The sequence below is a fragment of the Rhodococcus sp. P4_E4 genome (genome assembly GCF_056401575.1).
Map to the genome: position 1 here is coordinate 151,139 of NZ_JBFUJB010000002.1, position 26,971 is coordinate 178,109.

At 62.4% G+C, this 26,971-nt stretch carries 28 protein-coding genes; 10 read left to right on the plus strand and 18 right to left on the minus strand.

Annotated elements, in window-relative coordinates; translation table 11 throughout:
- Position 1: 1 nt before the first annotated feature.
- On the minus strand, positions 2-586 hold the full coding sequence (locus AC1DVN_RS03650) for a TetR/AcrR family transcriptional regulator (RefSeq protein WP_019747623.1): 585 nt from the start codon (positions 584-586) through the stop codon (positions 2-4).
- Between the two features lie 77 nt (positions 587-663).
- Between AC1DVN_RS03650 and AC1DVN_RS03655 the strand changes: the two genes are divergently transcribed.
- Positions 664-1,278, plus strand: a complete 615-nt coding sequence (locus tag AC1DVN_RS03655; protein ID WP_019747622.1) for an NAD(P)H-dependent oxidoreductase — start codon at positions 664-666, stop codon at positions 1,276-1,278.
- 14 nt (positions 1,279-1,292) lie between these two features.
- On the opposite strand, the gene AC1DVN_RS03660 is transcribed toward AC1DVN_RS03655, so the two are convergent.
- The 4 genes from AC1DVN_RS03660 to AC1DVN_RS03675 all read right to left on the minus strand — a co-directional run bounded on the left by AC1DVN_RS03660 (position 1,293) and on the right by AC1DVN_RS03675 (position 4,078).
- Positions 1,293-1,874, minus strand: coding sequence for a GNAT family N-acetyltransferase (locus tag AC1DVN_RS03660; protein ID WP_021332472.1), 582 nt, complete (start codon positions 1,872-1,874; stop codon positions 1,293-1,295).
- 185 nt (positions 1,875-2,059) lie between these two features.
- On the minus strand, positions 2,060-2,962 hold the full coding sequence (locus AC1DVN_RS03665) for a sucrase ferredoxin (RefSeq protein WP_019747620.1): 903 nt from the start codon (positions 2,960-2,962) through the stop codon (positions 2,060-2,062).
- A 30-nt stretch (positions 2,963-2,992) separates the two neighbouring features.
- Entirely contained in the window at positions 2,993-3,565 is a 573-nt protein-coding gene (locus AC1DVN_RS03670; RefSeq protein ID WP_019747619.1) for a YdeI/OmpD-associated family protein, read from the minus strand.
- Between the two features lie 9 nt (positions 3,566-3,574).
- Positions 3,575-4,078: a hypothetical protein gene (locus tag AC1DVN_RS03675; RefSeq protein ID WP_019747618.1), complete on the minus strand. Its 504-nt coding sequence runs from the start codon at positions 4,076-4,078 to the stop codon at positions 3,575-3,577.
- Between the two features lie 127 nt (positions 4,079-4,205).
- On the opposite strand from AC1DVN_RS03675, the gene AC1DVN_RS03680 reads away from it, so the two are divergent.
- Positions 4,206-5,039, plus strand: coding sequence for an alpha/beta hydrolase (locus AC1DVN_RS03680; RefSeq protein ID WP_019747617.1), 834 nt, complete (start codon positions 4,206-4,208; stop codon positions 5,037-5,039).
- Here the strand turns inward: AC1DVN_RS03680 and AC1DVN_RS03685 are convergent.
- Positions 5,036-5,992: a GlxA family transcriptional regulator gene (locus AC1DVN_RS03685; protein WP_020906956.1), complete on the minus strand. Its 957-nt coding sequence runs from the start codon at positions 5,990-5,992 to the stop codon at positions 5,036-5,038. The genes AC1DVN_RS03680 and AC1DVN_RS03685 overlap by 4 nt on opposite strands.
- A gap of 126 nt (positions 5,993-6,118) precedes the next feature.
- Between AC1DVN_RS03685 and AC1DVN_RS03690 the strand changes: the two genes are divergently transcribed.
- Positions 6,119-6,757, plus strand: coding sequence for an HD domain-containing protein (locus AC1DVN_RS03690; protein ID WP_019747615.1), 639 nt, complete (start codon positions 6,119-6,121; stop codon positions 6,755-6,757).
- A gap of 9 nt (positions 6,758-6,766) precedes the next feature.
- Here AC1DVN_RS03690 and AC1DVN_RS03695 read toward each other — a convergent pair whose 3' ends face one another.
- From AC1DVN_RS03695 to AC1DVN_RS03725, 7 genes are all read right to left on the minus strand, one after another.
- Positions 6,767-7,723 (minus strand): R2-like ligand-binding oxidase, encoded by a 957-nt coding sequence (locus tag AC1DVN_RS03695; protein ID WP_019747614.1) that lies wholly within the window; start codon positions 7,721-7,723, stop codon positions 6,767-6,769.
- Between the two features lie 87 nt (positions 7,724-7,810).
- Positions 7,811-9,448 carry a sulfatase family protein gene (locus AC1DVN_RS03700; protein WP_019747613.1) on the minus strand — a complete coding sequence of 546 codons (1,638 nt, stop codon included), beginning with the start codon at positions 9,446-9,448 and terminating at the stop codon, positions 7,811-7,813.
- Between the two features lie 45 nt (positions 9,449-9,493).
- A complete protein-coding gene (locus AC1DVN_RS03705; protein WP_019747612.1) occupies positions 9,494-9,835 on the minus strand; it encodes a DUF6292 family protein in 342 nt (113 codons plus the stop codon).
- A 67-nt stretch (positions 9,836-9,902) separates the two neighbouring features.
- Positions 9,903-10,658 carry an alpha/beta fold hydrolase gene (locus tag AC1DVN_RS03710; protein WP_019747611.1) on the minus strand — a complete coding sequence of 252 codons (756 nt, stop codon included), beginning with the start codon at positions 10,656-10,658 and terminating at the stop codon, positions 9,903-9,905.
- Positions 10,645-11,490, minus strand: coding sequence for an alpha/beta hydrolase (locus AC1DVN_RS03715; protein WP_019747610.1), 846 nt, complete (start codon positions 11,488-11,490; stop codon positions 10,645-10,647). Before AC1DVN_RS03715 ends, AC1DVN_RS03710 begins: the two co-directional genes overlap by 14 nt.
- A gap of 165 nt (positions 11,491-11,655) precedes the next feature.
- On the minus strand, positions 11,656-13,209 hold the full coding sequence (locus tag AC1DVN_RS03720; RefSeq protein WP_019747609.1) for a DNA polymerase Y family protein: 1,554 nt from the start codon (positions 13,207-13,209) through the stop codon (positions 11,656-11,658).
- Complete coding sequence (locus tag AC1DVN_RS03725) at positions 13,206-14,096, minus strand: hypothetical protein (RefSeq protein WP_019747608.1); 891 nt, start codon at positions 14,094-14,096, stop codon at positions 13,206-13,208. Before AC1DVN_RS03725 ends, AC1DVN_RS03720 begins: the two co-directional genes overlap by 4 nt.
- A gap of 227 nt (positions 14,097-14,323) precedes the next feature.
- On the opposite strand from AC1DVN_RS03725, the gene AC1DVN_RS03730 reads away from it, so the two are divergent.
- A complete protein-coding gene (locus AC1DVN_RS03730; protein WP_019747607.1) occupies positions 14,324-15,523 on the plus strand; it encodes a serine/threonine-protein kinase in 1,200 nt (399 codons plus the stop codon).
- Between the two features lie 27 nt (positions 15,524-15,550).
- On the opposite strand, the gene AC1DVN_RS03735 is transcribed toward AC1DVN_RS03730, so the two are convergent.
- Entirely contained in the window at positions 15,551-16,939 is a 1,389-nt protein-coding gene (locus AC1DVN_RS03735; protein WP_019747606.1) for an FAD-binding oxidoreductase, read from the minus strand.
- A complete protein-coding gene (locus tag AC1DVN_RS03740; protein WP_019747605.1) occupies positions 16,939-17,775 on the minus strand; it encodes a class I SAM-dependent methyltransferase in 837 nt (278 codons plus the stop codon). The genes AC1DVN_RS03735 and AC1DVN_RS03740 overlap by 1 nt, the downstream gene beginning before the upstream one ends.
- Positions 17,776-17,926: 151 nt before the next feature.
- Here AC1DVN_RS03740 and AC1DVN_RS03745 point away from each other — a divergent pair, with 151 nt between their 5' ends.
- From AC1DVN_RS03745 to AC1DVN_RS03770, 6 genes are all read left to right on the plus strand, one after another.
- Entirely contained in the window at positions 17,927-18,604 is a 678-nt protein-coding gene (locus AC1DVN_RS03745) for a winged helix-turn-helix transcriptional regulator (protein ID WP_019747604.1), read from the plus strand.
- Positions 18,605-18,714: 110 nt separating this feature from the next.
- Positions 18,715-19,299 carry a M15 family metallopeptidase gene (locus AC1DVN_RS03750; protein WP_019747603.1) on the plus strand — a complete coding sequence of 195 codons (585 nt, stop codon included), beginning with the start codon at positions 18,715-18,717 and terminating at the stop codon, positions 19,297-19,299.
- Positions 19,300-19,301: 2 nt separating this feature from the next.
- A complete protein-coding gene (locus AC1DVN_RS03755) occupies positions 19,302-19,943 on the plus strand; it encodes a phosphatase PAP2 family protein (protein ID WP_019747602.1) in 642 nt (213 codons plus the stop codon).
- Between the two features lie 75 nt (positions 19,944-20,018).
- On the plus strand, positions 20,019-20,717 hold the full coding sequence (locus tag AC1DVN_RS03760; protein WP_019747601.1) for a response regulator transcription factor: 699 nt from the start codon (positions 20,019-20,021) through the stop codon (positions 20,715-20,717).
- A 47-nt stretch (positions 20,718-20,764) separates the two neighbouring features.
- Positions 20,765-22,108: a sensor histidine kinase gene (locus AC1DVN_RS03765; RefSeq protein ID WP_257209893.1), complete on the plus strand. Its 1,344-nt coding sequence runs from the start codon at positions 20,765-20,767 to the stop codon at positions 22,106-22,108.
- 188 nt (positions 22,109-22,296) lie between these two features.
- Positions 22,297-23,505, plus strand: a complete 1,209-nt coding sequence (locus AC1DVN_RS03770) for an MFS transporter (protein ID WP_021343596.1) — start codon at positions 22,297-22,299, stop codon at positions 23,503-23,505.
- Here AC1DVN_RS03770 and AC1DVN_RS03775 read toward each other — a convergent pair.
- The 3 genes from AC1DVN_RS03775 to AC1DVN_RS03785 are packed head-to-tail and all read right to left on the minus strand — an operon-like array spanning position 23,502 to position 26,942.
- Complete coding sequence (locus tag AC1DVN_RS03775; protein WP_020906941.1) at positions 23,502-24,956, minus strand: MFS transporter; 1,455 nt, start codon at positions 24,954-24,956, stop codon at positions 23,502-23,504. The two genes, AC1DVN_RS03770 and AC1DVN_RS03775, sit on opposite strands and share 4 nt — an antisense overlap.
- A gap of 49 nt (positions 24,957-25,005) precedes the next feature.
- Complete coding sequence (locus AC1DVN_RS03780; protein ID WP_020969075.1) at positions 25,006-25,665, minus strand: response regulator; 660 nt, start codon at positions 25,663-25,665, stop codon at positions 25,006-25,008.
- On the minus strand, positions 25,662-26,942 hold the full coding sequence (locus AC1DVN_RS03785; RefSeq protein ID WP_037136870.1) for an ATP-binding protein: 1,281 nt from the start codon (positions 26,940-26,942) through the stop codon (positions 25,662-25,664). Before AC1DVN_RS03785 ends, AC1DVN_RS03780 begins: the two co-directional genes overlap by 4 nt.
- Between the last annotated feature and the right edge of the window lie 29 nt (positions 26,943-26,971).

Genomic DNA, 26,971 nt, shown 5'->3' on the forward strand with positions numbered 1-26,971 from the left:
ACTACCCAGTCAGTGATGGCCTGCCGACAACCGCGACGATCAGCGCGGCAAGTTCACCTTTGGCGCCCTCGGGCGAGAGCACTCCGACGACCGCCGCGTGCGAGAGGGCCTCTGCAGCACCGAATATCGCAGTCATCGATGATTGTCCAAGCCCGTCGGCACTGAAAGGAGCCAGCACCTCGCGACAACGCTCTGAATAGGCGCGTTCCGACTCGCGCTTGACCTGCTCCAGCTCGGGCGAGCCCTCCAGCGCTGCAAGCACTCCCGTCAGTTCACGCCCCTGTGCCAGTGAACATCCGACATAGGAGTCGGCGATGGCATTCGCCCGCCCGTTCACAGACTCCTCCGCAGCTTCGAGGTATTCCCCGAGCATCACCGTCTGACGATCGTCGAATTCCTTGAAGAGGGCCGCCAACAGCGCAGCGCGGGAGGCGAAATGGCTGTAGACGACCGGCTTTGCAACGCCGGCACGTTCAGCCAACCGGCCGAGGGTCAGCGCATCCGCGCCCTCCTCTCGCACCAGTGCCCACGACACCTCCACGAGTTGTTCGTACCTGTCGGCTCGCGACAGTCTCGTTCGTGCCATCGGACACCTCCTTGCGCTATATACCAATAGTAACCTACTCTTAGTACATAAGCGCACCATCTACCGAAGGAACGCTCATGACCACACTCGTCGTAGTCTCCCACTCCGATCCACAGTCACTTACCCAGCTTGTCGCCCGTTCTACCGCCGACGCGATCCGCGACCTGGGCGGCGATGTCGACATCGCGGACCTACATGCCGAGAATTTCGATCCCCGATTCTCCAAAGCCGATGTGAACCTGTTCCGCGGCAAGGGGACTCCCCCGGCCGACGTTGTAGCCGAGCAGGACCGAATCGATCGAGCAGACGATCTGATTCTCGTGTTTCCGATGTACTGGTGGTCGATGCCCGCACTACTCAAAGGTTGGATCGATCGAGTCTTCGTCAGCGGATGGGCGTACGAGTTCACCCCGGGAAGCGAATTCGTGAAGAAACTGGACCGACTCACGGTCCACCTGATCCCTGTCGCGGGTGACGACGCGGAAAGTTTCGAACGCCACGGTGTGTACGAGGCCTTCCGGACACAGATCGAGCGCGGCATCATCGAATACTGCGGCGCCACACTGGGATCGACAACATTCGTTCACGAGTCGGACACGAAGAGCCGCGATACCCTCGCCGCAGAAATCCAAGACCTCAGCGAAAGCATCGCTGCCCGTGTCGCCTACCCTGCGACCGTGGCTTCCCGTTGACGGTCAGACATCGGTCAACTGACGCTTGACCGGCCCGTGACTGCCCAGTAGCGAAGCGTATCCCCCGTATGACCGAGGTTGCGCGACAACTGATCAGCTGGGCGCACGCTGTCGAGTAGACCACCACACCCTTCGATTGCCTTACGTGAACCCGCGTTCGTTTCGTCGCAGGTAATCAGGACGCGACTGAGCCCCACCGGGTCGCCTGCATACGTGAGCACTTCCCGCAGAGCAGCCGACGCTAAACCTTTCCGGCGTTCCGACGGCCTGACCCCATAGCCGATGTGACCACCGACATCGGCCAAGAACTCATTCAAGCTGTGCCGCAACTGGATAGCGCCGAGATACCTGCCGTCTCGAACGATCCACCAGTTGGTTGCCGGGACAATGTCGGGCCCCGGCACTGCCTCTGGCTGCGCCAACAACTCCTGCACCCACTGCCCGAATCCATCCCGGGAGGCAAGATCGAGATCTAGACGTTGCGCAACTCCCAATGCCGAACCGGGCTGGTCCACCTGCGGTCCGCCCCACTCGTCACGCGACTCCAACCAAGACGCCCACAAGGCCTCGTCAGGTGCAACCAGATCGACAGTCATAGCTGCGATGCTACTTCGTACCTGCAACGGTGCCGCCATTCCACCGAACCGCCGCTGCCCTAAGTCCCGAATCCGCTTGTCACGCCAGCAGACTGTGGATCTGATGGAGTCCGTATCCTCTGCGCCACCTGCCGGCCCATGTGATCGCATTCATCGAGACTGATCGTATGGAACCGACGAGGGAATCACAGTTCTCGAATCGACGTGACGACAACTGGCCTGACCGGTTTGGGCGCCGCGCCGCAACTCGGTGGACGCGGCGCGAGTTCGGAGACCGCCGTCTCGACCACCCACCGCCGTCCGTCCACATGTGCGACGACGCATGTCCCGTCACTGGCCTGCTCGATGACAGCCAAATCGTCGATTCCGCAGCTGATTTGTTGTCGTACAGCAACTTCCGAAGCCTGCCCCGCAGGAGACCAGCAACTCCGTCCACGCAGGCCTGGCAAATGGACCTGATCTCGGGAAGCCACCTCCACGGCCGTGACACTCTCACCAGCGGACAGACGGCCGTACGTATTGCCGCTCGGCAGCAGGATCATCGACGGCGCAAATCGATGCCCGCCAGTATGCGAACACTCCCACACCTGGGGTCCGAAGGACGACATCAGCGCTGCGGCAATCGGCCTGCCGAACACAGCGCAGCATTGGTCCCGCTTACCGTGCGCACAAACCAAGACGACTGGCTCGTCCACCGATTCGCCCAATCCTGGTCGAGGGCCGTCGAGTAGCGCGAAATCCATGTCGAGCAGATCAGCCGGTGAATCGATGCGCAACCGTTCGCACCACGAGTCGCTCGGATCGGAGCGCGCGAGCAAGACCGTGTGCCCATCAGTCAGCGGATCGGTGCGGCCTGGTCGCCGAATGAACATGATTCGTACGTCGGCAGCATCAGCTCGCCGACTCAGCTCGGCGGCAAGCTCCTCCCCCAAGGCCGTACCGTCCAGCACGTCACGACCCCAAGCGGCATTGAATTCGAGGCATACCCAACCCCGCACGACGGCAGCGCTGCCTGCCAACGGTTCGTCAACAGCAGACAGCGCGGAACAGGTCTCGGCTTCGATCACGAGCCCTATTGTGTCAGCCACGTTGAAAGTCGATCAGCCATCCCAGTCAGCTCAGTAGAACTTCTTGCCCTCCGCGAGTTGGTTCACGAACTTCTCGATCCGCCTGGCGCGTGTCTCCGGACGCTTTGCCTCCTGCAGTCGGTACGCGATGGTGAATCGATTCGTGGAATTGAGCGTCGCGTAGAACTCGCGAGCCTGCGGGTTTTCCGCAAGCGCATCGAGAAAGTCCGTCGGGACCTCGGCCTTGGCTGCTCCCTCGTACGCGCGATCCCAGCGACCGTCGGCCTTGGCCTTCTCTATCTCAGCGATGCCGGATGGCTCGAGAAGTCCCGCAGCGTCAAGGCGGGCGACTATCTCGACGTTGCGTTTGGACCACGGACTCCGCGCAGTGCGACGCGAAAACTTCTGCACGAAAAAATCGTCGTCGATTCGCCGGGAGAGGCTGTCGATCCAGCCGAAGCACAGGGCAACGTCCAACGCTTGGTCGTAGTCGATCGAACTGTGTGACGAGGTCTTCTTGGCCATTCTCAGCCAAAGCCCGGGGACCGCCTCGTGGTTCTCGCACAGCCATCGACGGAACTCGTCTCCGTCAGCGAAGTATTCGGTACCGAGTTCGACTGCCATCAGTGCTCCTCATTTTCGCGATACCCATACTCTGACAAAACCCTGCGACAAATATCCGAAAGTTCCGAGTGCGAGTACCCATTTGGCAATACTGACCGTCGAGGCGGCGCGAACCCTCGAGTCGGTGATGCTGTCGCGATGATCGAGGAAATGGAGGCCGACCACGTTCTCGACATAATCGCCCGCCGCCGACAGCACCGGCGCTACGGCAAGCGCACGCCGAGTTGCGGCCGAAAGGGGAACCCGCTCTCCGAGCCGCTTGCCTGCGGACCGCAAAGCCATCGCGTAGATCGCGGGATGTACGAAGTCCGGGTAGTAGTGACTACGAAATCGCGCCGTGGCCTCCGCATCCATGGAGTCCAAGATCTCGAGGTACCGACGAGCGGAAAACGCCGTCTGCACTTCCAATACCTTAGGAGCCACCGGCCCGAGTAAACGCGCAATGTTTGCTTGTGAGACAACAAAAGCGGTGGTCCACAGTGCCATCGCCTTCGCGGAGCCGGTTGGTGCCATGCCACGATCGTGCCATCTTCGAACAACAGAACGGGATGACCCGACGGAAAAGCTCCACAAAATATGCGTGAGGTTGTAAAAAGCGGGCATCCCGTATCGATCATCGGTCCGATAGCGGGGAGCGCGCATGTCGCCCAAGTCCAACCCGACTGTTCTGTTCATCCACGGACTCTGGATGCACCCGACCACGTGGGATCCCTGGGCGCAGGTTTTCAACGCGCAGGGGTACTCCACGATGGCACCCGGATGGCCAGGGGATGCGTCCACGGTGGGTGAGACGCGCGAACACCCGGAGGACATCGCGGGACACGGCATCGACGACGTGACGGATCACTACGCCAAGGTGATCGCTGATCTCGACGAACCACCGATCGTGGTCGGGCATTCGTTCGGAGGTTTGATCGCGCAGAAACTGCTGGGCCAGAAGTTGGCGACCGCGGCAATTGCCATCGACCCCGCTCAGCCCAAAGGTGTGTTGAAACTTCCTCTCGTTCAGCTTGGAAGCGTGTTCCCTGTCCTGTCCAACCCCGGCAACTACCGGAAGGCTTACTCACACAACAGAAAATCGTTCCACAAGTCCTTCGCCAGCGCCGTGTCCCAGGACGAGTCCGACGCCCTGTTCGAGCAGTATGCAATTCCCGCCCCCGGACGGCCGTTGTTCGAGGCAGCACTCGCAAACTTCGCGCCCCACAGCCCCGCTGCAGTGGATTTCAACGCCCGCCGCGGCCCCCTCCTGATGATCGGCGGCGGTAAGGATCGCACAGTACCGAAGGCCAGTTCGGACAGCTCGTTCAAGAAGTACGCCAAGGCCCCGACGATCAACGAATACAAGGTATTCGGCGACCGAGGTCACTCGCTGACCATCGACCACGGTTGGCGTGAGATCGCCGATTACAGCCTTGCCTGGCTCGACAAGCAGGGCATGAGCCCGCCACAAGGCAAGCACGAAAGTCAGTCCTAGCCGAACGCTTGAAACCGACGCCGGTACACCTGGGGCGAGATTCCGAGATGAGTCGAAAATGCTCGTCGTAGGGATTCCGAACTGCCGAATCCCGCCAACTGCGCGGCTTCGGTCACCGAGTGGCCGGCATCGAGGAGCGCCTTCGCAGAGTCGAAACGGATCAACTCGACGTATTTGGCCGGCGTCGTCCCTAATTCTTCGCGAAAGAGCCTCGTCAGATGACGCGGGCTCAGGTGTGCCAGGGCAGCCAGTTGCTCGACCGAATACTCCCCCGCCGGATCGGCCGTGACGGCGTCGACCACTTCTCGCAGCGCAGGGACCCGAGGCCGAGGCCCACTGAGCGAGGGCGAAAACTGTGACTGTCCGCCTGGACGCTGGAGAAATACCACCAGAAGTTGTGCGACGCGTCGAGCCATTTCTGCACCATGATCACGCTCGAGCAATGCGAGCGCGAGGTCGATGCCGGCGGTCACACCCGCAGACGAGAACACCGCGCCATCCTGAATGAAGATGGCGTCAGGAACCACCGTGATCTGTGGATAGGCGCGCGCCAGCGTTGCCGTGTGTTGCCAATGTGTCGTTGCGCGGCGTCCGTCGAGCAATCCACTCGCCGCAAGAATGAATGTCCCGGTACAGATCGAGGCGACCCGGCCCGAACGCCCCGCCAGATCGCTTGCTGCCTCGCGCAGTTCCGGACTCACCGGCGTCGACGGGAACACGTCTCCACCCATGACCAGCAACGTGTCGAAAGAACCGGAATCTACAACGTCACGGTCGACCGGAATGCGCATCCCGGTCGACGAGTCGACATCGTGTCCACCTACCGAGCAGATCACCAACTCGTAGTTCGCCCCGCCGCGATTGGCTTCCGCGAACACCTCACTCGGACCTGCGACGTCGAGCAGTTTGACGCCGTCGAACACCAGGACGGCAACTCGATGCACTGCGGTCACGATGCGCTCTCCTTCGTCCTGATCTGTGGACAGTATGGCCGAGATCAGGGTGCGCCCGCGGGCGTGCTCGACCGACACTGGGATAGACCGAGAAATTCGCAGCAACGACGAGCAGAGCAGGTACCGATGACCACGATCATTGCCGGTGTGAAAATCCCCGATTCGAAGATGGCTGCCGACGCCACCGAGCTGGTACGAGATACGGCGTCCGAGTTACTGTTTCACCACTCGCGACGTGTCTTCCTCTTCGGATCGCTTCAAGGAGCGCGTCTGGGTCTGCAGGCCGACCCCGAATTGCTCTACGTCGGCGCCATGTTCCACGACCTGGGGCTCACCGCGAAATTCCGGGACAGTACGTCACGTTTCGAATTGGACAGCGCCGACGAAGCGCGGCGATTCCTCACCGGCTACGGAGTCGACGAAACCGACATCCGCACAGTGTGGGAAGGCATCGCTCTGCACACGACGCCCGAGATCCCCTCCCGATTGGAACCCGAAATCGCCTTGGTGACAGCGGGTGTGGAGACCGACGTACTCGGAATCGGATACAGCGAACTCGACCAGGCCGACATTGACGCCGTCACCGCGGCTCACCCGCGCCCGGATTTCAAGAATCAGATCTTGAAGGCTTTCACCGAAGGCTTCAAGCACCGTCCCGAAAGTACATTCGGGACGGTCAACGCTGACGTACTCGAACATTTTGTGCCGGGATTTCGGCACATCGATTTTGTCGAGGTCATCCAGAACTCGGCTTGGCCCCAATAGAATTCGCTGTCATTTGGCCGCCTCACTCATCGCAGCGGCATCTTCCGCCCCGAACTTTTCCTCGAGGGTCTCCGGCGAATAGTCGAGGTCGATCTCGGCGACGTCGCGCCCGCGCGCGGACTCGATCGCCGAAAGTCGGCGCTGCGCACGGTCTGCGGCGTACTCGAGGAACTCCTGATTGTCCAAACCGAACGGCTGCACCTCGAATTGATCGTTGACCCAGTTGATCATTCCGAGTGCCATGGGCATGAGTTCACCCATCCGCTGCTGGACGACGTCCCAGTTGTGATCGTCGGCAGCTACGTGCCTTCGGCAGGTGAACGTCCCCCAAGCCATGTGCCGTCGCTCGTCGTCACCGATCTTTCGCACCAATTGCTGCATGCCAGGCAGGATTCCGCGCGTCGCACAGACTTTCTGCCAGGCGTAGTAGCCCGTCAACGCCAAACTGCCCTCGATGACGTGGTTGTACGTGACGCTGGCACGCACCTGGTTGACCGGACTCGGATCCGTCTCGAGAATGCGTAGCGACGAAGGCAACTCCTCGTAGAACAGTTGCCGGTAGTACGGATTGTCAGCGACGTAGGAATGCAGATCGCTGGTCAATCCCACTTCGTCCATCCACAGCCGAAAGACCTGGGTGTGCTTGGCTTCCTCGAAACAGAACTGCGTCAAGTACATCTCGTCGCCGAATCGCCCCTCAGTCGACATCGCTTTCATGAACGGTTGAATGTCTTCGGTGACGGCTTCTTCACCGGCAATGAACTGCGCGCACAGGAAGGTGGCGCTGCGCTGCTGCTCGCTGGTCAGCTCCTGCCAGTCACGAGCGTCCTGGGAAAAATCGAGGTCGGTTGGGTTCCAGAATTTGGCATTTCCCTTGGTGAACAATCGGAGTGGGAACGAATCCCAGTTCAACCCTCCCGACCGAAGAGTACTGAAACCTTCTCGCCCCGGCGAGGTGACAGTCATGACATTCCTTCTTCCCGAACCGAAGACAGATGCCCCATCAGCATGCCCGCAGAACTGAAACGTGAATCAGTTTTGGCGAAATTCGATCTATTCCTTCAGAGAAACGCCCTTGGTCTCCATCACTGCGAAGAGCTTGGCGTTCATCTGAGCCGCCAGATCCGGCCGATACGAGCCGATATTGAGCGGATTGGCTAGATTGTTCAGTTCCAAGGGGTCGGCTTGTAAGTCGTAGAGTTCGTATTGCGGCGCAGCAACTCCCGCAGGATCGAAGTACATCGTGTACTTCCACCGGCTCTCCCGGATGCAGCGGATGTGATTGGGCTGCGTGACGATGTTCTGACCGTCGGGCGTCGCACAATTCTGATCGTCGTAGGTGAACAGAATCGTGTCCTGAACCTGCGCGCTGGGACCGTGGGGGTAGGCGGCAGCGTCGATGATGACCGGTGTCAGATCGGTACCCGAGAAGTTCCACGATTCACGCGCTGGCGCTTGGGCGAGAGTGGCGAGAGTGGGCATCACGTCGATCAACGACGCCAAGGCGTCTGTGCGAACGGGTTCGGGAAACAGCAGGGGGTTGCTGATGACCAGTGGAACGCGCAGCGTTTCCTCGTAGGCGTTGAACACCTTCTGCCGCAAACCTCCGTGGCTCATCCCCATCTCTCCGTGATCGGACATCCGTACGATCACCGTGTCGTCGAGCATCTGCGGGGTGGCTTCGATCGCGTCGAGCACGCTGCCGATGTGTTCGTCGACCACCTTGTGCATGTAGGCGTAGAAGTTGATGTAGTTGCGTGCCTGATCAGGCCCGAGCAGCGGCCCGAGCCCGGCTGCGAGTAGCAATTCCGACTGAACCTGCGCTGTCGGTTTGTGATTGAGTGCCAGGATCTCGTCGAAAGTGGGCGGCAAGTCGATCCCCTGCTCGAAGGCACCTGGCGCGTCCGATCCATAGTTGTCGCACGTTCCGTTCATCGCATTCCAGGTCTGGGGGTACGCGAGGACGTCGTGTGGGTTCACGAACGAGACGATGAGCGCCCAAGGCTGCCCGGATGCGACCGCAGATCCGGAGAGGAAATCGACTGCCTCCTCGGCAACACGGCGATCATGGTCGGCGCACCCGCCACCGAAGTGGTCAGGATTGGTGTCCTGACCCGCGTCGGGGGGAATCCACCCTTCGAAGCCGAATCCCGCTACATCGTCACTTGTCGGATCACCACCCTCGACGCCTTTGCTCAGATGCCACTTCCCCCGGTACTGAACGTTGTAGCCGGCCGACGCCAGCAGCTTTGCCATGTTCTGCTCGGAGACTTGTAACTGTGGCTCGGTGGGTGAGACAGTGCCGCCTTCGGTGAGGGTTCTGGTGACCCCGTGCTGCGCGGGAAAGAGGCCGGTGAAGAACGTACTACGACTGGGCGAGCACATCGCGGTATTGCACACTGCCTGGTCGAACGTCAGCCCGTGATCGGCAATCCTCTTGCGGTTGGGCAGATTCTGATCAGCCCAGCCCTGCGGCCAATACATCGGCCGCCGCTCCTGATCGGTGATGATGACAACGATGTTGGGTTTCTGCGGAAACCGATCGGCGGGCGATGCTTTCGCCGGCGCCGCGCTCGCCGCGCCGGTTGCCACGTCTGCCACTCCGGCGAGGACAAGAGCACCGACGCCACCGAGGAACGTCCGGCGCGGCAATGAATGACAGTGCGAGGCAGGAACGTTCTCTGGGTTCACGGGCGTCGTCCTCTCGGAGGCGTTGTGGCCCCAGAGTTGACCGAATCAGTGTTCGCTACACATGCGCGAGCAAACTGCCTCGGCGCTGATCAGTTCGATGACTCGATCCGCGCAGCGCAGCGGATCCGGTGTCCGGCCGATACCGAGAGGGTCGACAATCGAAATCGTCCTTCGCACGTCAGCCTCCTCGACACCCCACGACCAACCGAAGTCGTGATTCCAGAGCAGAACCGCGTTCTTCCCCGGATGGTTTCGGGCATGAACTGGCAGAACGATCACCGCATCCATACTCGGTCCCTGCGGCCATCGGACGGTCTCACCGTGAACGGATCGTGCTACCGCTTCGACGTATTCGTGTGCGGACCAGTCGTTGCCGTTGGTATGCATGGAAGTACATTCGGTGCCGCACGCGTAGCGGATGGGTTCTTGCCGGAACTGATCGAGTATTGCGCTTTCAGGAAATGAACGGCAACACAACGGATTCGAATTGGCGATGGCCGTCGCGATGGACACTGTGGCCGGTACGGAACGAGACCAATTCGCAGCGCGCGACGGTGGCGGCAACAGCGTCGAGGCGATCGGGATCCACCATCCCGCCCAGACCTCCACGCAGGAACAACATGTCAGCCTCGATGAGCGGCAACCGATCCCACCACTGCGGATCCGGTCGGCGGAACTGCTCGAGCGCGGACCGCGTCATCGAGCGATCGAACGTCAGCGCAGCTCGCGGATGCCGCACCAAACTTGTTGTTGCATGCCACAGTTCTGGCACACTCGGCAATTTCCTCGCGAATACCTGTTCTGCGTCACCTGCGCGTAGCGGCAACGGTGCTTCCTCGATGACCAACTTCCGCACCACGGTGGGTCGTTTCTGCGCGATCAACGACGCCGCGTGCCCGCCGAGCGAATGGCCGACGAGGTCCACCTGATCGAGTTCGAGATGATCACACACGTCCATGACGTCGTCGGCGAACTCGTCGAACAGATACGACGACGCCCGAGCGCTCCGTCCGTGGCCGCGAAGATCGACCGAGACAACTCGCCGGTTGCGTGATCGCAAGGTCCGCGCGAACTTGTCCCAGGTACCGCTGTCGCCACCCATCCCGTGCACGAGGACTACCGGAGGCAGATCGGCAACACTGGGATGCGAGCCGGAATCGCGGTAGCTGATCTGGACCCCGCCGGCACTTCGTACGTTAGCGACACTCACGAGTTCCCAGGATAGACCTGTCCTCGTGGATTGCTGAAGCTGTCAGCCGAGGCGGCAACTGCCCTGGCCGCGTGACCTCGTCGTAGCGACCGAGACCGATCCTCGCGATGTTGCGCAGCGACTCGCTTGCATCGGCGAAGTATCCACAATGCCCTCGAATGGCACCGGTCTCGAAAACAACAGCTCCGTGCTGCGCCCGAACTGGAGACGGGCCGTGCCCGAGGCGACCGATCTTCACGCGTGGGAAATACCGAATCCAGTCCGACGGCCCCAGCGCGGCCCAGAGATTTCCGGCAAAGCGCAGGTCTTCGCGAGAACTGGTCCCCATCCCCGGGCTACCAAGCACCACACAATCGTCTACTCGCGCCGACGGGAGGGCGAGTCCGCACACCACGGCCCCGTAGCTGTGTCCGACGAGCGTCACATGCGCCGAATGCGGCAGGATGCGTGTCAATCGCGCCAGATCGATCGCACCGCGTTCTGCGAGTGTCCGCGAGAACGACTCGAGAAATCCCCACGGCGTCCGATAACCGACCCACACGATCACCGCGACGTGATCGATCGGTCCGAGCGTTCGGAGCATTCTTCCCAGTGTCCATCCGCTCGCTCGTGGTCCTGTCGGACGGTTCTCGTCGAAGTAGTTTCCCAATCCGTTGTCGTTGCCCGGCACGAAGATGACGATGTGCTCGGCTGTGGCGACATCGCCGAACACCTCCACGATCCGGCCTTCGCCAGACTCGTCGTACGCCAGAAGTTGTGCGTCGTGCAGCTCCGTCTGCTCGTAGTGAAGTCGATCGGTTCCGGAAACTTCAGGTCGACCCGCCGTTGCCATGACACTCCTCGTAAAGAGTTGCAACGGTGAGAATCATTGCAACGGTTACTTTTTTGAATGTCATCAACGCTAGGAGCCGAGCGACGGCATGACGATGGTGCCAACGCCCCTACTGTTCGTACAGTCGACTCGACCAGGCGGGTACAGCTGGCTATACCTGCGAGCTCATTCGTACACACCCTCCACCGACCATCCACCGCCTTCACAGATCATCAGCAGCGCACGCGATTCCTCCAACAGAACCTGAGCCCGCGCCGCCGTGCGTGCCGAGGCAGCGTCCCACCATCGCTCGTCAACCGGCCAGGGCCCGGCCCACCCCTGCACTGCCCATTCCTTGCTCCCCCACTTCAGCCTTCCCGGCTGCGAACTGAAGACACCGCGCTCAGTGACGTACACGGCGTTACCGGCCACATCCCCCAGCCACACCTTGGGATTGTCGACAAAGATCGACCCCGGAGACGGTTGTGGCAGACGGCCCGGCCACGGGGCTGTCGGATCATGGGTAGCTACCCGCTCGTCACCCAAGGGCAACAAGGTAATTCGCTCCAAGGGCCCTCGACCTCCGCTCAGGACACCGACCTGAACCGATTCGCCACCCAGAAGACCCTGCACGCGCACCAATGCTCGCCTGGCTCGCTCCTCCTCGTCGCCGACACCGCCCCACAGCCCCAACTGCAAAGCGCCGGCACTGACCACCTCCACCGGTTCCAGACGCAACACGGCTATGCCTGCGGTTGGCCGGGTCTCACTGCGCCCGGTGAGCCAGCCATCCAGTTGCCATCGCACTCGATCGGCCGTCCCCTCCGGCGTCAGAGGTTCGGCGCAACGCCAAGTCCGAGAAAGATTTTCACCGTTACCCGTGCTGGCCGAAATCGACAGACGGGTGCACGCCACCGCGGCAGCAGACAACTTGTCGTGCAGGAGACTCGCCAAGGCGCGCCCGGCAAACGCTGCGGCATCCACCCGCTCGATCGACGGATCGTAATGCTGCTCCACCTCCAGGTCCGGCGGAAGTGTCCGCGCCGACGGTGGCCGTTCGGGTTCACCGCGCGCCGCACGATGCGCGAGCACCGCATCGGCACCGAAACGCGAAGCGACGTCCACTGCCGGCAGATCCGCAAAAGCACCGATGGTTCTGATCCCGAGCCTGCGCAGCAGATCCACCAACTCCCCGCGATGCGGTGCAGACAGGCTGGGCTCGGCAGCCAACTCCGGCATGGGTAGCGGCGCCAGAAACTGTGCCCCCTCCCCCGGCGGCACCAGCGCTGCCCGGCGCGCGGCAATGACCGCCGTGGACAGCTGATCTGCCACCCCCACCTGACTCTCGACACCCGCAGCAGATGCCTGATCCACCAATCGTTCCGCCGCAGCTTCCTCAGAACCGAAGTACCGACTGACACCACGCGCGCTGAGCACCAACAAACCAGGACGGAGTACCTCGACGCCCGGTGCCACCGCGTCGATGGCCGCGGCCACCGGCTCGAACAATCTTGCATCGCGTTCCGGATCTGCCATCGCCACATACAGTTCCGGGCAGCGAGCCTGCGACTCGCGTCGGCGCAGGCCTCGTCGCACTCCCTCCGCACGAGCCGTCGCCGAACATGCGATCACCCGATTACCCGAAGTGACCGCGACGGGATGTGTGGCCGGAAGATCGGCAAGCGCTGCCGCTGCCACCGCCGGCCAGTCCGGGCACCACAACGCCAGAACTCTGCTCACAGTGACACCACCTGCTCCGACACCACCTGCGACGACACATCCTCGACCGGCCGAGAAGGTACCCACTCGACCCGCCCGGCTGCACTGCAGATGTCCAGACGCGTGGTCCGGGGCTGGAACGAGCGCCCCCGAGCACGAACCGCGAGGCTCAGGGAACTGAGCCGTCCACGCCCCAACTCCCGACCCTGACCGAACCCACCATAGCCATGAACCCGAGCGTCCAACCGAACCTCGGCTCCGTCCCAGTGACCTTCGGTGACAACAAGAGTCGAGCCCTTGCTCCGAGCACGTGCGACCACCGCCCGCGCACGCGACGGGGATACCGACGCACCCGCCAATCCCAGAATCACCAGATCCATACCGTCGAGCAGCACGGCGGCGATCTCGACCGGATCCGGCCCAGGCGCCGGAATGAGTGCCAGACGTTCCAGTTGCGCACCCATCTCGTACGCCGCCAGCAATCCCAGTCGAGGCTGCCCGATGACTGCAACATGTCCTCCGGACGCCGTCACCGACGCGACCAATCCCAAAAGCAAGGACGCTGCGCCCTCGACGGACACCACGGTTCCGCGCACCAAACCGCCCTGCGGTAACAATGCGGCGATACCCTCCGGCACCGGGAGGACACCGGCTTTGTGCGCACGGTCCACGACCGGCCTGTCCCGGTCGGCAACACTCTCGGAGGCCGCTGCACTTGTCCCGGAAACACCAGCCACAGAAACACCGGCCACAGAAACACCAGGTCCGGAAACACTCGGTCCCGAAAACGACGTATCGCCTCGCGAGGGAATGGACGCGATCTGTCGGCGGAGCTGTGCCAGCCGATCCTGACGGGACAACCCCGCCGCATCTGCCGACAGCTCTACCAACTCGGTCACCTCGGTCATCCCCATCCTCCGGAACACCGGAAAAACTCACTCGGCAGCAATCCATAACCAGCCGGCAAACCGCGGGGAAGTCGGGTCTGACATGCATCCAACGAACAGCAATTTCGAACATATTTTCGAACTGTTTTCAGTAAACCGTGTCACCCCCGACACGTCAAGCAGAGCCAAAAACCCAGTTCACAGGAGCCTCGAGCGTCACAGTGGCATCAATCCATTAACCTTGAGATGTGACAGCTCAAGAGCAGACCGGGAGGGGCATCGGGCCCGAATACCTGCTGGCGGGGCGGTACCGACTCCGCTCCAAGATCGGCGACGGAGGGATGGGCGCCGTCTGGCTGGCCCGCGACACCCTCCTCAGCCGTGACGTCGCGGTGAAACAGGTCACAAGTACGGAAGGCCTCGACACCGAAACGGCCGAAGAGGTCCGTGAACGTACATTGCGCGAGGGCAGGAACGCCGCAAAGCTCACCCATCCCCACTCCATCGCCATGTACGACGTCGCGATCGAGTCCGGCGAACCCTGGCTGGTCATGGAGTACTTCCCGGCTCGCAGCCTCGCCCAGGCCATGAACCTGGCGGACACGTTGCCACCACTCGAAGTCGCGCAGATCGGCGCGCAGATCGCTGCGGCACTCACCGAAGCGCACGCCGCCGGCATCGTCCACCGCGACATCAAACCCGGCAACATCCTGATCGCCGACCGAGGCAAGTCCCTCGGCACCGTCAAGATCAGCGACTTCGGCATCGCCCGCGCAAAGAGCGACGTGTCCGACACCCAGGACGAGGTCATCACCGGCACTCCCGCGTACTTCGCACCCGAAGTTGCCCGCGGCGACGACCCCACCGAGGCCAGCGACGTCTTCTCACTCGGGTCGACGCTCTACACGGTGATCGAGGGCCAACCGCCCTTCGGCATCGACTCGGACGCCATCGCCCTACTGCATCGTGTCGCCAAGGCCGAGATCTACCGACCCACCAAGTCTGGACCGCTCACCGATGTTCTCCTTCAGCTCCTCGAGCCGGACCCGACCCGTCGGCCGACGATGGCTCAGGCACGCGACGCGCTCGCCGCAGCCGCGACCGGCGGCGGCACGATCGATCAGTTGATCGACGCTCCCGTCTACTCGTCCGAGGGCGCCGTGCCGGCCTGGGCTCACCGCACCACACAACTCGCCGACCCACACCGCCGCAATCGCCTGACCGGCTCCACGGTCACCGGACTTCCTGCAGTGCAACAGAACACGCCACTGCGAAACGTTCCCAGTCCGATGGACATGTTCTCCTGGCCGCCGCGGATACCGACCGGACCCACCGATGCCAGCACCCGCGACAAGGTAGTCGCGTGGGCTCCCCTCGCCATGACCGGCATGGTCGCCGTCATCGTCTTGGCCGCACTGATCGTCGTCATCCTGGTGTTCACGGCCTGACTGGTGTTCACGGTCTGAGCACAAGCTTCACGCAGGCAGAATATTTGCATTGAGGTGAAACACGTTGTCCGGGTCGTACTTCGCCTTGACTGCGGACAACCGCGCGTACTTCCCCGCGCCGTAGGAAGCTCGCACTCGGTCCTCGTCGACGTCGGTCATGAAGTTGACGTACCCGCCTTGGTTGGACGAGAACGGACGCAAGGCTTCCCAGGTCTCACGCACCCACGATCGATCCAATTCCAGCGTCCCGGCATCGGTGGCCGTCGCCGTCATATTGCACACGTAATGCGGTGTGCGAGAACCACCGAACGCTGTGTCGTCCTCGCCGACGGAAGTGAAAGCTCCCTGCAGCGGAAAGATCGGCATGAAGGACATCGGCGACGATTTCTTGCCCGCTTGTTCGGTCAGAACATCGATCACGTCGTCGGAGAAATCCACCAGGTCCAAAGCCTTCTCATAGGCGTACGCACCCCACGGTTCCGATTCGTCGAGCATCGACTGCAAGCCGACGTACGGGATCGGAGTGACGAACTCGAAAAGCGTCGGCAAGCCCTCTCGAATCGGCGCAATCGCGTTCGAGTGTTCTACTTCCGATCCGAAACCGGCTACCAGCAACGCGTATCCGGGCAGTAGGTGAAATTGATCCGGGACAAACGGCGCCGGCGGCGCGGACAAACTGACGGCAACCATCGCACCCGCATTTCTCGGCAGGGCAGGCACTACCTCGCGGCACAGACGAAGCGCTGCGGGTCCGTCCTCCATCCCCCAGAAGAACAGTCCCAGATGCACTTCCGGACCGATCTCGCTCAGACGGTACTCGAACTCGGTGACCACTCCGAAATTTCCGCCGCCACCGCGCAGTGCCCAGAACAAGTCGCTGTGATCGTTCTCGGAGGCTCGAACGATCGAACCGTCGGCGAGCACCACCTCTGCCGACACCAGATTGTCGATCGCCAGGCCGAGCGTGCGGGTCAACCACCCCATGCCACCACCGAGTGTCAGGCCACCGACGCCGGTATCACTGATCACTCCGCCGGTCACCGCCAACCCGTGTTCCTGCGTCGCCTTGTCGAGGTCGGCGATCGTCGCACCACCACCGACCCTGGCTCGCTTCGCTGACGGGGCGACGCTGACTACGTTGATCGCACTGAGATCGATCATCACTCCGCCTTCACACACCGATGTGCCTCGGTAGGAATGCCCGCCACCTCTGACCGAAACCTCCAACGAATGGGCTCTGGCAAATGCAAGTGCCACAGCCACATCCGACGCCGACCGGCACCTGGCGATCACCGCCGGACGATGATCGATCTGCCCGTTCCAGATCGATCTGGCGTCGTCGTACTCCGGATCTCGGGGGCCGAACACAGAACCTGTGATCGCCGATTTCAGTGGCGCGAACTCGACCGTCGTCATCACGCACCTCCCCCATCGGGCGTCGCGGTGACCAGCAGGTACTCCCACTCCATCGTGAACGGTTCGCTTCCGCTGCCGTACCTTTCCGCCAACTCGAGCAGATCGCGGTCCAGCGCCTGCGTTCGGTCGGGATCGCCGGCGATGTTCCGGTACACCGCGATGGTCGGCCCGTAATTCTTCTTGAAGAAATCACGGAACTCTTCCGGCCCACTGAATGTGTCCACACGAAGTACGTCTTTCCTCGAGGCCACATCGCCAAGCAGATCACGAACATGGTTCTCATCGCCCCACAAAGGCGCCGGCTGCGAACCAGGAGGCGGCGGCGGTGCGTACGGCTTCATCGTTTTGAACATCTCGCCGATGAATCCCGTCGGAGTCCAACTCAGCACTCCGATCTTTCCGCCGGGTCGGCATACTCGCACAAGTTCGTCCGCGGCGCGCTGATGATGCGGTGCGAACATCACACCGACGCACGAAAGCACCACGTCGAACTCGTTGTCACCGAAAGGAAGAGCCTCGGCATCGGCCTCCTGCCAGTCCAATTCGACTCCGGCGAGGGAAGCGGCCTCCTTACCCGCTACGAACAATTCGGGAGCCAGGTCCGTGGCAATCACCTGCGCACCCAGCGCGGCCGCCGGAATGGCGGCATTGCCGGACCCCGCCGCGACGTCCAGCACGCGGTCACCCTTCTGCACACCGCACTCGCCGACCAGTACCGGCCCAAGTTCCGCAATGACCTGCGTGGCCACCGCCGGATAGTTACCGAGACCCCACATGGCCCGATGCTTGGCCTTCAGCTCACGATCCAGCCCGAGCGTTTCCGTCGATTCACTCATTACCGTTCTCCTTCAATATTTTTGGTACTCGGAGCCCAACAACCTCGGAGCCCGACAACATTCATGCCGTTACTTCGACGCTACGACGACGGTTCACTCCTCTCCAGTACGAAATCTGTACCGGAGCACTCCAGAGGCCTACGATCGAATGATGGGGTCCTCGTACCACCAGTTCTGCCCCGTCGCCAAGGCGATGGAGCTACTCGACGAGCGGTGGACGCTGCTTCTCCTGCGCGAACTGATGATGGGAAGCGACCATTTCAACGATCTCCGACGCGGACTTCCGCGAATGTCACCGACTCTGCTCTCCACGCGGCTGCACCAACTCGCGATCGCCGGCATCGTGGAGCGAGAAGAAACCGACTGCGTCGTCAGTTACCGATTGACCGACGCGGGCCGAGAACTGCGCCCTGTGGTCGAAGCTCTCGGAATCTGGGGTACCAGGTGGATCGGCGAGCTGGGCGATGAAGACCTGGATCCGAAACTGCTGCTGTGGGACATGCATCGACGCGTGGATCACTCCGTGGTTCCCGACGGAAAGACCGTGGTGCACTTCGTTTTCTCCGGAGTGCGTGAACATTCGCGAAACTGGTGGCTCGTCATCAATTCCGGGGAGGTGGACATGTGCGATATCGATCCGGGTTTCGACGTTGCGGTGTCGGTCTCTGCGGGCTTGCGACCGATGACCGAGATCTGGCGCGGTAACCTGACCTGGTCGGACGCCATACGGTCAGGTGACGTCACCATTTCGGGGCCTACGGCGTTGCGTCGTAGCTTGCCTTCGTGGTTCGAACTGTCGACTTTCGCATCGATCCCGCGCCCCGCGTAAAGCGCGCTCACCAGCCCCGTTCCGTCCTGTTACAGAGCTGTTTCAGACCGTGACACCGTCGACGAACGGCGACCACCTGACGGTGACACTGACCGAGCAGTCTCTGTTGTATGCCCAGCCACCGCGGAATAATCCGCCTCGCCGCACTCGGTGCAGTCGTACTCGGTGCGCTCACGCTCAGCGCATGCTCGTACACAGAAGAAGCAAAGCCCAAGAGTGGTAATTACCTTGCCACTCAGCCTGATTCAGGACCCGCAGGCGGCGAGATCGAGGACGGCATCAGCGTGCAGGATACCCATGTACCTGCACTGGCCCGTCTCGATTCCGCACTGCTCGCGGCGCTGCAGTCGGCAGCGGCCGACGCACAGGCCTCCGGAGTGAACATGCACGTCACCTCGGGTTGGCGGTCCGCCGCATACCAACAGCGACTGTTCGACGAAGCCGTCGTCAAGTACGGCAGCATGAACGAAGCGTCCAAATGGGTGCACTCCCCGAGTCTGTCGAAGCATGTTAGCGGACAAGCCGTCGACATCGGACCGACCGACGCCGACGACTGGCTCATCCAGCACGGCAATGATTACGGCCTCTGCCAGACCTATGCCAACGAGATGTGGCATTTCGAATTGGCAACCACTCCCGGCGGGGAATGCCCGCCCCAACTGAGCAACCCTTCGGACGAGAGAGCGGAAGGCTGATCATGACACGAGTCAAACCCGCGAGACTGATTGCCGCACTGGCACTCCTGATCCTCGGAGTCGTCGAATTCGAACTGGCAGTCAACACTACTGGTGGTCAGATCGTCGACCAACAACTCATGGTGGGCGCGGCCACCTCCGAAGGACTCAGTGTGTTCTCCACCGAGTTCATCGGCCTCGTCACTCCGATACTGATAGTGGGAGGAGTGCTCGTGGCACTCATGATCACATTGCGCAACAACCCGATTGCGCTGGCCCTACGCGTCGTCGTCGTGACCCTCGGTCCCATCACGACGGCCTGGGTTCTCAAACAATCGTTGGATCGACCGGACCTGAACGGCCTGGTGATGCACAATTCCTTCCCCAGCGGCACGCTGACGGCCATCGCTGCTCTGGTCTGCGCGATCGTGCTCGTCACACCCTCGAGGTGGCGGGCAGTCGTTGCAGTCAACGGCGCGCTGATCACCATCGGGACCGCGATCTCGGTAGTCGTGTTGCAATGGCACCGGCCGAGTGACGTGATCGGTGCGCTACTGCTCGTCGGCTGCTACACCCTCGCCGTGTCGGCATTTCCGTTGAACACCAGCGTCGCACGGCACGCGGTACTGGCGGACTCAGGCAACGAACGGCTCTCGAAAGTGTGACCCCTGTACCCTTGGCTGACCGAGATTCCTCCGACCGCAGAAGGCCCCTGATCATGGCGAGTCCAAGGTGAGCGCATGGTGAGCATTCTTTTCATAGAAGACGATCCAGCGGTAGCCGAGGCAATCACGTTGGGACTGAACCGACTCGGGCACAACGTCAGCCATCGGCCCGACGGTAACGGCGATTTCGACGACGTCCTCGGCTCCACCGACCTCGTCCTACTCGACCTCGGACTGCCAGGAGCCGACGGTTACGAGATCTGTCGACGCATCCGTACGCGCAGTTCGATCCCGATCATCATCTTGACCGCCAGATCCGACGACATCGACACTGTTGCCGGCCTCGAGGCCGGTGCCGACGACTACGTCGTCAAACCGGCCAGTCCGCGTGTCCTCGATGCTCGGATCAAAGCCGTCGTGCGGCGCTCGGCGCCCGCAACGACGCGTTCAGATGTGGCGCCGGGCGCAGAGAAGTTCGGCGACCTGGAATTGGATCGGTCGTCATTGCAGGTACGCAAAGCCGGGACGCTGCTGACCCTGACTCCGACCGAACTCCGACTGATACTGGCGCTGACCGAAAACCCCGGACAGGTTCTCAGCCGCAGGCAATTGTTGTCCGCAGCCTGGGACCAGGAATACCTGGGCGACTCACGAATCGTCGATGCAGCAGTGCAGCGGCTGCGCGGAAAGATCGAGGACGACCCAGCCACACCGACCGTGATCGAAACGGTGCGCGGGTTCGGGTATCGCTTCAACACCAGCCCGGCCCGATGAGACCGACCTGGCTTCGGGTCGACGGTCTTCGGACCAGGCTCGTGCTCGTGTTCATCGCAATCGTCGTGATCATCGCCGGGGCAACCGCAGGCGTCGTCTCGTTCATGGCGCGGTCGTGGATCTATTCCAACGCTCAGGACGTGGCAACGGCACAATTTCGCGACGAACTGCAGTACAGCAATGGACCGCCGGTAGACGGGTTGACACCTGACACCCTCGACCAGATCTTCCAGTCCGACATGACTCTGATCGTCGACGGCGAAGTCATTCGTCAAGGATCAGTGGATGCGGCAACGATCCCACCCAGCTTCGAAGAGGGTTTGGACAGTCCCAAACTGATCCGCTTCGAGAGACTCGACTCCCAGCGCATCATGTTGGGAATGTCGGTCAATGTCGTGGACATGACTGCAGACGACGGCTACGACAACGAGACACTGGTCAAAGCCGTCACCATCCGGCCGCTGGTAGGGGTGCAGGACAAGTTCGACGACCTGCTTCGAGCTGTCGGTCTCACCCTCGCGGCGGGTGTGCTGGTGAGCGGTCTGCTCGGACTCTGGATCGCGTCGACGCTGGTCCGTCCGCTCAAACGCCTGGACGAGGCCGCCGCCCGCGCCGCCGACGGCGACCTGAGCGTCCGGCTCCCCGAAGACGGAGTAGCCGAACTTGCCCAGGTCACAACAACATTCAACAACATGGTCGCTCGCAACGAAGCGGTCATCCGAGGTCTGGAAGAATCGGAAGAGCAGTCGAGAAGATTTGTCGCCGACGTCTCCCACGAGCTTCGAACGCCGCTGGCGGCATTGGTTCCGGTCAGCGAAATCCTCCGCGAAGAGATCCCCAATCTTCCGCCGGACGCCGCCGCTGCAGCGCGCATCGTGAGCAGTGAGATCGGCAAGCTCACTCGACTTGTCGAAGATCTGATCGAAATGTCGCGCCACGACTCACAACAGGCGCGTCTCGTCCTCGACGACGTCGACCTCGTCGAATTGACCGAGCGCACACTCGAGAGCCGAGGTTGGACAGAAACCGTCGAACTCCGTGCACCCGAAAGCGTCAGCGCCAGAGTGGATTCACGTCGAATCGACATAGTCGTCGCCAACCTCGTCGGCAACGCGCTGCGCCACGGAGCGCCTCCGGTTCGCGTTGAGTTGAGCGCAGAACCCGGTTTCTCCGTCATCACCGTCGTCGACCACGGCCCCGGCATCTCACCCGAAGACCGGCAGGCGATCTTTCGGCGGTTCTACAAGGTCGACACCGCGCGCGGACGCAGCGAGGGCAGCGGACTCGGGCTCTCCCTCGCCGTCGAAAACGTGCACTTGCACGGCGGCACCATCGGCGTCGACCAGGTGGACGGGCGCACGATCTTCACGGTTCGCCTGCCTCATCGCTGACCCCTTCCCGAGCGAACGTACCTTTCGGCGCACCCAAGGCGATCGTCGTACCGTTCGCTCGAAAAGGGGTGGGCACTTCGCACCCTGGACCCCCCACGTTTGACCAAATAGTGGGATTCTGGTTTCAACATGTGAAACTACGCGAGTAGCGTCGGCATCGTCGAACAGCGTAGAAATCGGAGGGCACCATGACGCAGGCGTCGCGGTTGGAAAAGACGGCCGTCTCCCCGAAGGCGTGGACGATGCTCGGAATCGGCGTCGCAGCCCAGGCCGCAGGCACCGTCTTCGTCAGCACCCCCGCCTTTTTGATCCCGCTGCTGCATTCCGAGCACGGTCTCTCGTTGACGCAAGCCGGAACCCTAGCCGCTGCACCCACTTTCGGCATGGTTCTCACCTTGGTGGCGTGGGGAGCGATGGCCGACAGATTCGGTGAGAAATGGGTCATCTCCATCGGGCTCGCGCTGACGGCGATCGCCGCGCTCGCCGCGACCACCACCGACAACTACGCCCTCCTCGGGATCGCATTTCTACTGGGTGGAATGGCTGCGGCGAGCACCAACGCCGCCAGTGGGCGTGTTGTGGTCGGCTGGTTTCCCAAGGATCGGCGCGGCCTTGCGATGGGCATCAGGCAGATGTCACAGCCACTGGGCGTGACCATTGCGTCGTTGACCATCCCGACTCTCGCCGCGAACGTAGGAATCGGTTCGGCCGTCGGACTGTCGGTGGCGCTCAACGGCGTCCTCGCCCTGATCTGTGCCGTCGCATTGGTCAATCCCCCGCGACCGGCGGCGCGGTCCACCGATATCCCGGTCGAGACGATCAACCCTTATCGCTCGAACTGGTTCCTCTGGCGCATTCACCTCGTCTCGGCACTGCTGGTGTTTCCGCAGTTCACCCTCTCGACGTTCGGTCTGGTCTGGCTGATCAGCGAGCAAGGCTGGGACGCGGCGCCCGCTGGACTCCTGATCGGGATCTCCCAGTTCGTGGGTGCGCTCGGCCGCATCGTCGTCGGCATCTGGAGTGATCGCGCCGGAAGCAGAGTAGGCCCGCTGAGGTTGGTTGCCGTCTCCGCATCCGCGGTCATGTTGGCAATGGCAGCAGCCGGCGCAGCGCCTTGGGGCGTTCCGGCCCTGATCCTGCTGCTGGCAACCACCGTCAGCGTCGCCGACAACGGTTTGGCGTTCACATCCGTCGCCGAAGCGGCCGGGCCGAAATGGCAAGGAAAAGCGTTGGGCGCACAGAACACCGGCCAGTTCATTGCCGCGTCAGCAGTGGGCCCGGTGGTCGGTGCGCTGATCGGCGCGGTCGGCTACCCGCTCGCTTTCGCGATAGTCGCGGCATTTCCAGCCGCGGCAATCCCCTTGGTGCCCAGCCGAGATCGCGACATCAGCGTCTAGTCCCTCATCGGATTCGGTTGCACTGCAGGTCCCGTCAGATCACAATGCGGCTTGCACGCAACCGAATCCGATTCCTGAACAGGCTCGACAGTCGGAGTACGGATCAGCGTCGCGGCGATGGCCGCACCGATCAACAGCAGCGCCACACAGATGTACATCGCATACCGGAAACCGTCGGAGAAACTCGACGGATCGACCAGGCTCTCGGCATCGATACCCACCAGGGCAGGCAAGGCCGCAACCGCAAGAAGCTGGCTCGTGCGAGCAACGGCATTGTTCACACCTGACGCGATCCCGGACTGCTCCACCGGCACCGAGCCGAGCACGGCCGCAGTCAACGGCGCCACCATCACCGCCAGGCCGAGCCCGAAGACCAGAACTCCCGGCAGCACGACGGTCAGGTACGACGCATCCGGGCCGATCCGCGTCATCAACACCAACCCCACCGCGGCCACGGCGGGCCCGACCGTCATCGGCAATCGCGGTCCGTGCGTCTGCGCGTAACTGCCCGCGCGCGAAGACAACAGCAACAATGCCAAGGTGATCGGTACCGTTGCGACGCCGGCAGCCACCGGCGAGTACCCCGCGACCAACTGCAATTGCAGCACGAGCAGGAAGAACACACCGCCAAGAGCCGCATAGACCGCGAGAGTCACCAGATTGGCCGCGACGAACATCCGCGAACGAAACAGGGACGGCGGCACCAACGCACTCGGCGATCGACGTTCCACCACAACGAACAGGCACAGCGCGAGCACCCCGACCAGCCCGACTATCGGGTTGACTTCGATCAGCCCGTACGTAAGCGCCCCGAGACCGACTACTGCGCAGGCAGATCCGACCACGTCCAGGTGCTCGGGCGGATGCGGATCGCGGCTCTCGGGCACGTGGCGCACCGCTGCCCACACCACGACGATCGCCAACGGAATGTTGAGCAGGAACACCGATCGCCATCCCGCCACTTCCACCAGCCAACCACCGAACAGCGGACCGATAGCGCCGGCGACACCACCCAAGCCCGACCACAAGCCGATCGCCGCACCGCGGTCCTCCTCGCGAAGTGACGCGGAAATGATGGCAAGGCTGCCAGGCGTCAAGAGCGCAGCTCCCACTCCCTGCAGGATCCGCGCAATCACCAGAAATGTGATGTCAGGTGCAATTCCGCACAGCAACGACGCGACCGCGAACCAGACCGTCCCCCACACGAATACCCGCCGCCGACCCCAACGATCGCCGAGGGCTCCGCCGAGCAGTATCAGCGACGCCAATGCCAAGGTGTATCCGCTGAGAGTCCACTGCAGCCCGGCGACACCGGAATTCAAGTCCTCGCCGATGTGCGGCAGAGCAATGTTGACGACGGTGCCGTCGAGGAGAGCCATGCTCGAGCCGAGAACGGTGGCGGCGACAACCCAACGCCCACGTCTCGACGCGAGCGCCAGTGGTTCCGTCATCGGTCCATGGTGCGCCTTCACTCGCAATCGCGAAAGGGTGCGCGGAAATTCAGTCGATCTGTCGGCGATGTGCCCAACGTGTCAGCGCATTGCGATTGGACTGCTGAGTCTTTCGCAGAACGTTCGATGCGTGAGTCTCGACCGTCTTCACGGAAATCACCAGGTCCTCGGCAATTTCACGGTAGGTGTACCCACGTGCCAGCAATCTGAGCACTTCGAGTTCCCGCGGAGTAAGAGAATCGAGTTCCGGATCGAGTTGTGGCTCGGGTGCATTGGAGCGTCCGGTGAAGGAGTCCAACACGAAACCTGCCAGGCGCGGCCCGAACACCGCGTCACCACCGGCAACGCGTCGTACGCCCTCGGCAAGTTCGGATCCCGAGATCGTCTTCGTCACATACCCGCGCGCACCGCCGCGGATCACCGCGATCACGTCTTCGGCGGCATCGGAAACGCTGAGCGCCAGGCACACCGGGCCGGAATCGATTCCGCGCAGAACTGCCACTCCACCACCGTCGGGCATGTGGACATCGAGCAGAACGACGTGCGGCTTCGTCGAGTTGATACCGGCGATTGCCTCCGCGACGCCGCCTGCCTCACCGACGACATCCATATCCGTCTCGCGCGAGAGCTCGGCCCTCACCCCGGAGCGGAACACTGCATGATCGTCGACAAGAAATACGCGGTACGGGGGCGGCGCAAGCGAAGTCACTGGGGCTGTTCCTCGGGGTTGTCGACACGGTCAGCAGTCTGGTCCCACCTTAGAGCAGAGTCACCGAGCGGCATGTGCACGCGGATCTCGGTGCCCTTTCCGATGTCGGATCGAACCACGACGCGGCCACCGCGCCGCTCGATTCGACCACGAATCGACTTGGCCAGCCCCTGGCGATCCTCCGGCACCGCGTCGACGTCGAATCCGACGCCGCGATCACGAACGAACACACTGACCTGATCACCCTCGACCTCGGCGAACAGATTGATTTCCTTCTCCCCCGAGTGCTTTGCCGAGTTCACGAGAGCTTCACGCGTCGCACCGAGGAGCGCGGTGAACGCTTCCTTGGGCAGGCCGTTCTCTACGCCTTCGCCTTCGAGTTGTACGTCGCCGACAGTGACGGGACGGACCGTGACACCGTGCTGGTCTTCCACTTCACCGGCGATGATCTTCAGGCCTTCCGTCAGGCTCGTGTGGTCGATGTCGCCGCCGCTGAACAACCACTTGCGCAGCTCGCGTTCCTGACCGCGGGCCAGGCGCGCCACCTCTTGTGGGTTGTCGGACTGCTTCTGAATCAGAGCCAACGTCTGAAGGACGGAGTCGTGTAGATGCGACGCAATCTCTTCACGTTCGTCGTTGCGAATTCGGGCCGCACGCTCGGCGCCGAGAGCACGCCACATCCGCAGCCACAGCGGCACCGTCAACAAACCGACACCGATCAGCGTCACGACCACCGCCAAGAGAGACGAGCGCAGTGCTTCGAGGTCGACCTGAGCAAGGACGACAACGCCAAGACCCAAGATGATCAAGGTGGCTCCCCCGACCACCCGCGCCCACGTCAGAACGGTAGGCCGCTGCGGCAAGCCGATCACAGTACGGGGACCGTCGGAGTCGAACTCGCGCCACACCAAGGCTGCACCGATCGCGACGACGAAGAACGGCGCGAGCACCGAACCCGCCGTGCCGCTGAACAACCAGGACAACGCGGCTGCGCCGCCCAATCCGAGTGCGATCAAGCCGTACGCCCGCTGCCGCTCGGCCGCGGACGGCTTCTGCGTGTCCGTGCCGGCGGAGGTGAAGATCCACAGGGCGCCGTAAATGACGATGCCGGATCCGGCCATCGCCGCAAGAATCGTGAAGGCGACGCGCACTTTCAGGACGTCGATACCGAGATGATCGGCGATACCGCCCGCAACTCCGGCGACGATGCGACCGCCGGAGCGCCGCTCCAGCTTTCGCAGTGGCACGGCACCCGGAATGGGCACGCCCTTCTTCATGGGTACGGGATGCACCGGTACCCCGTTGA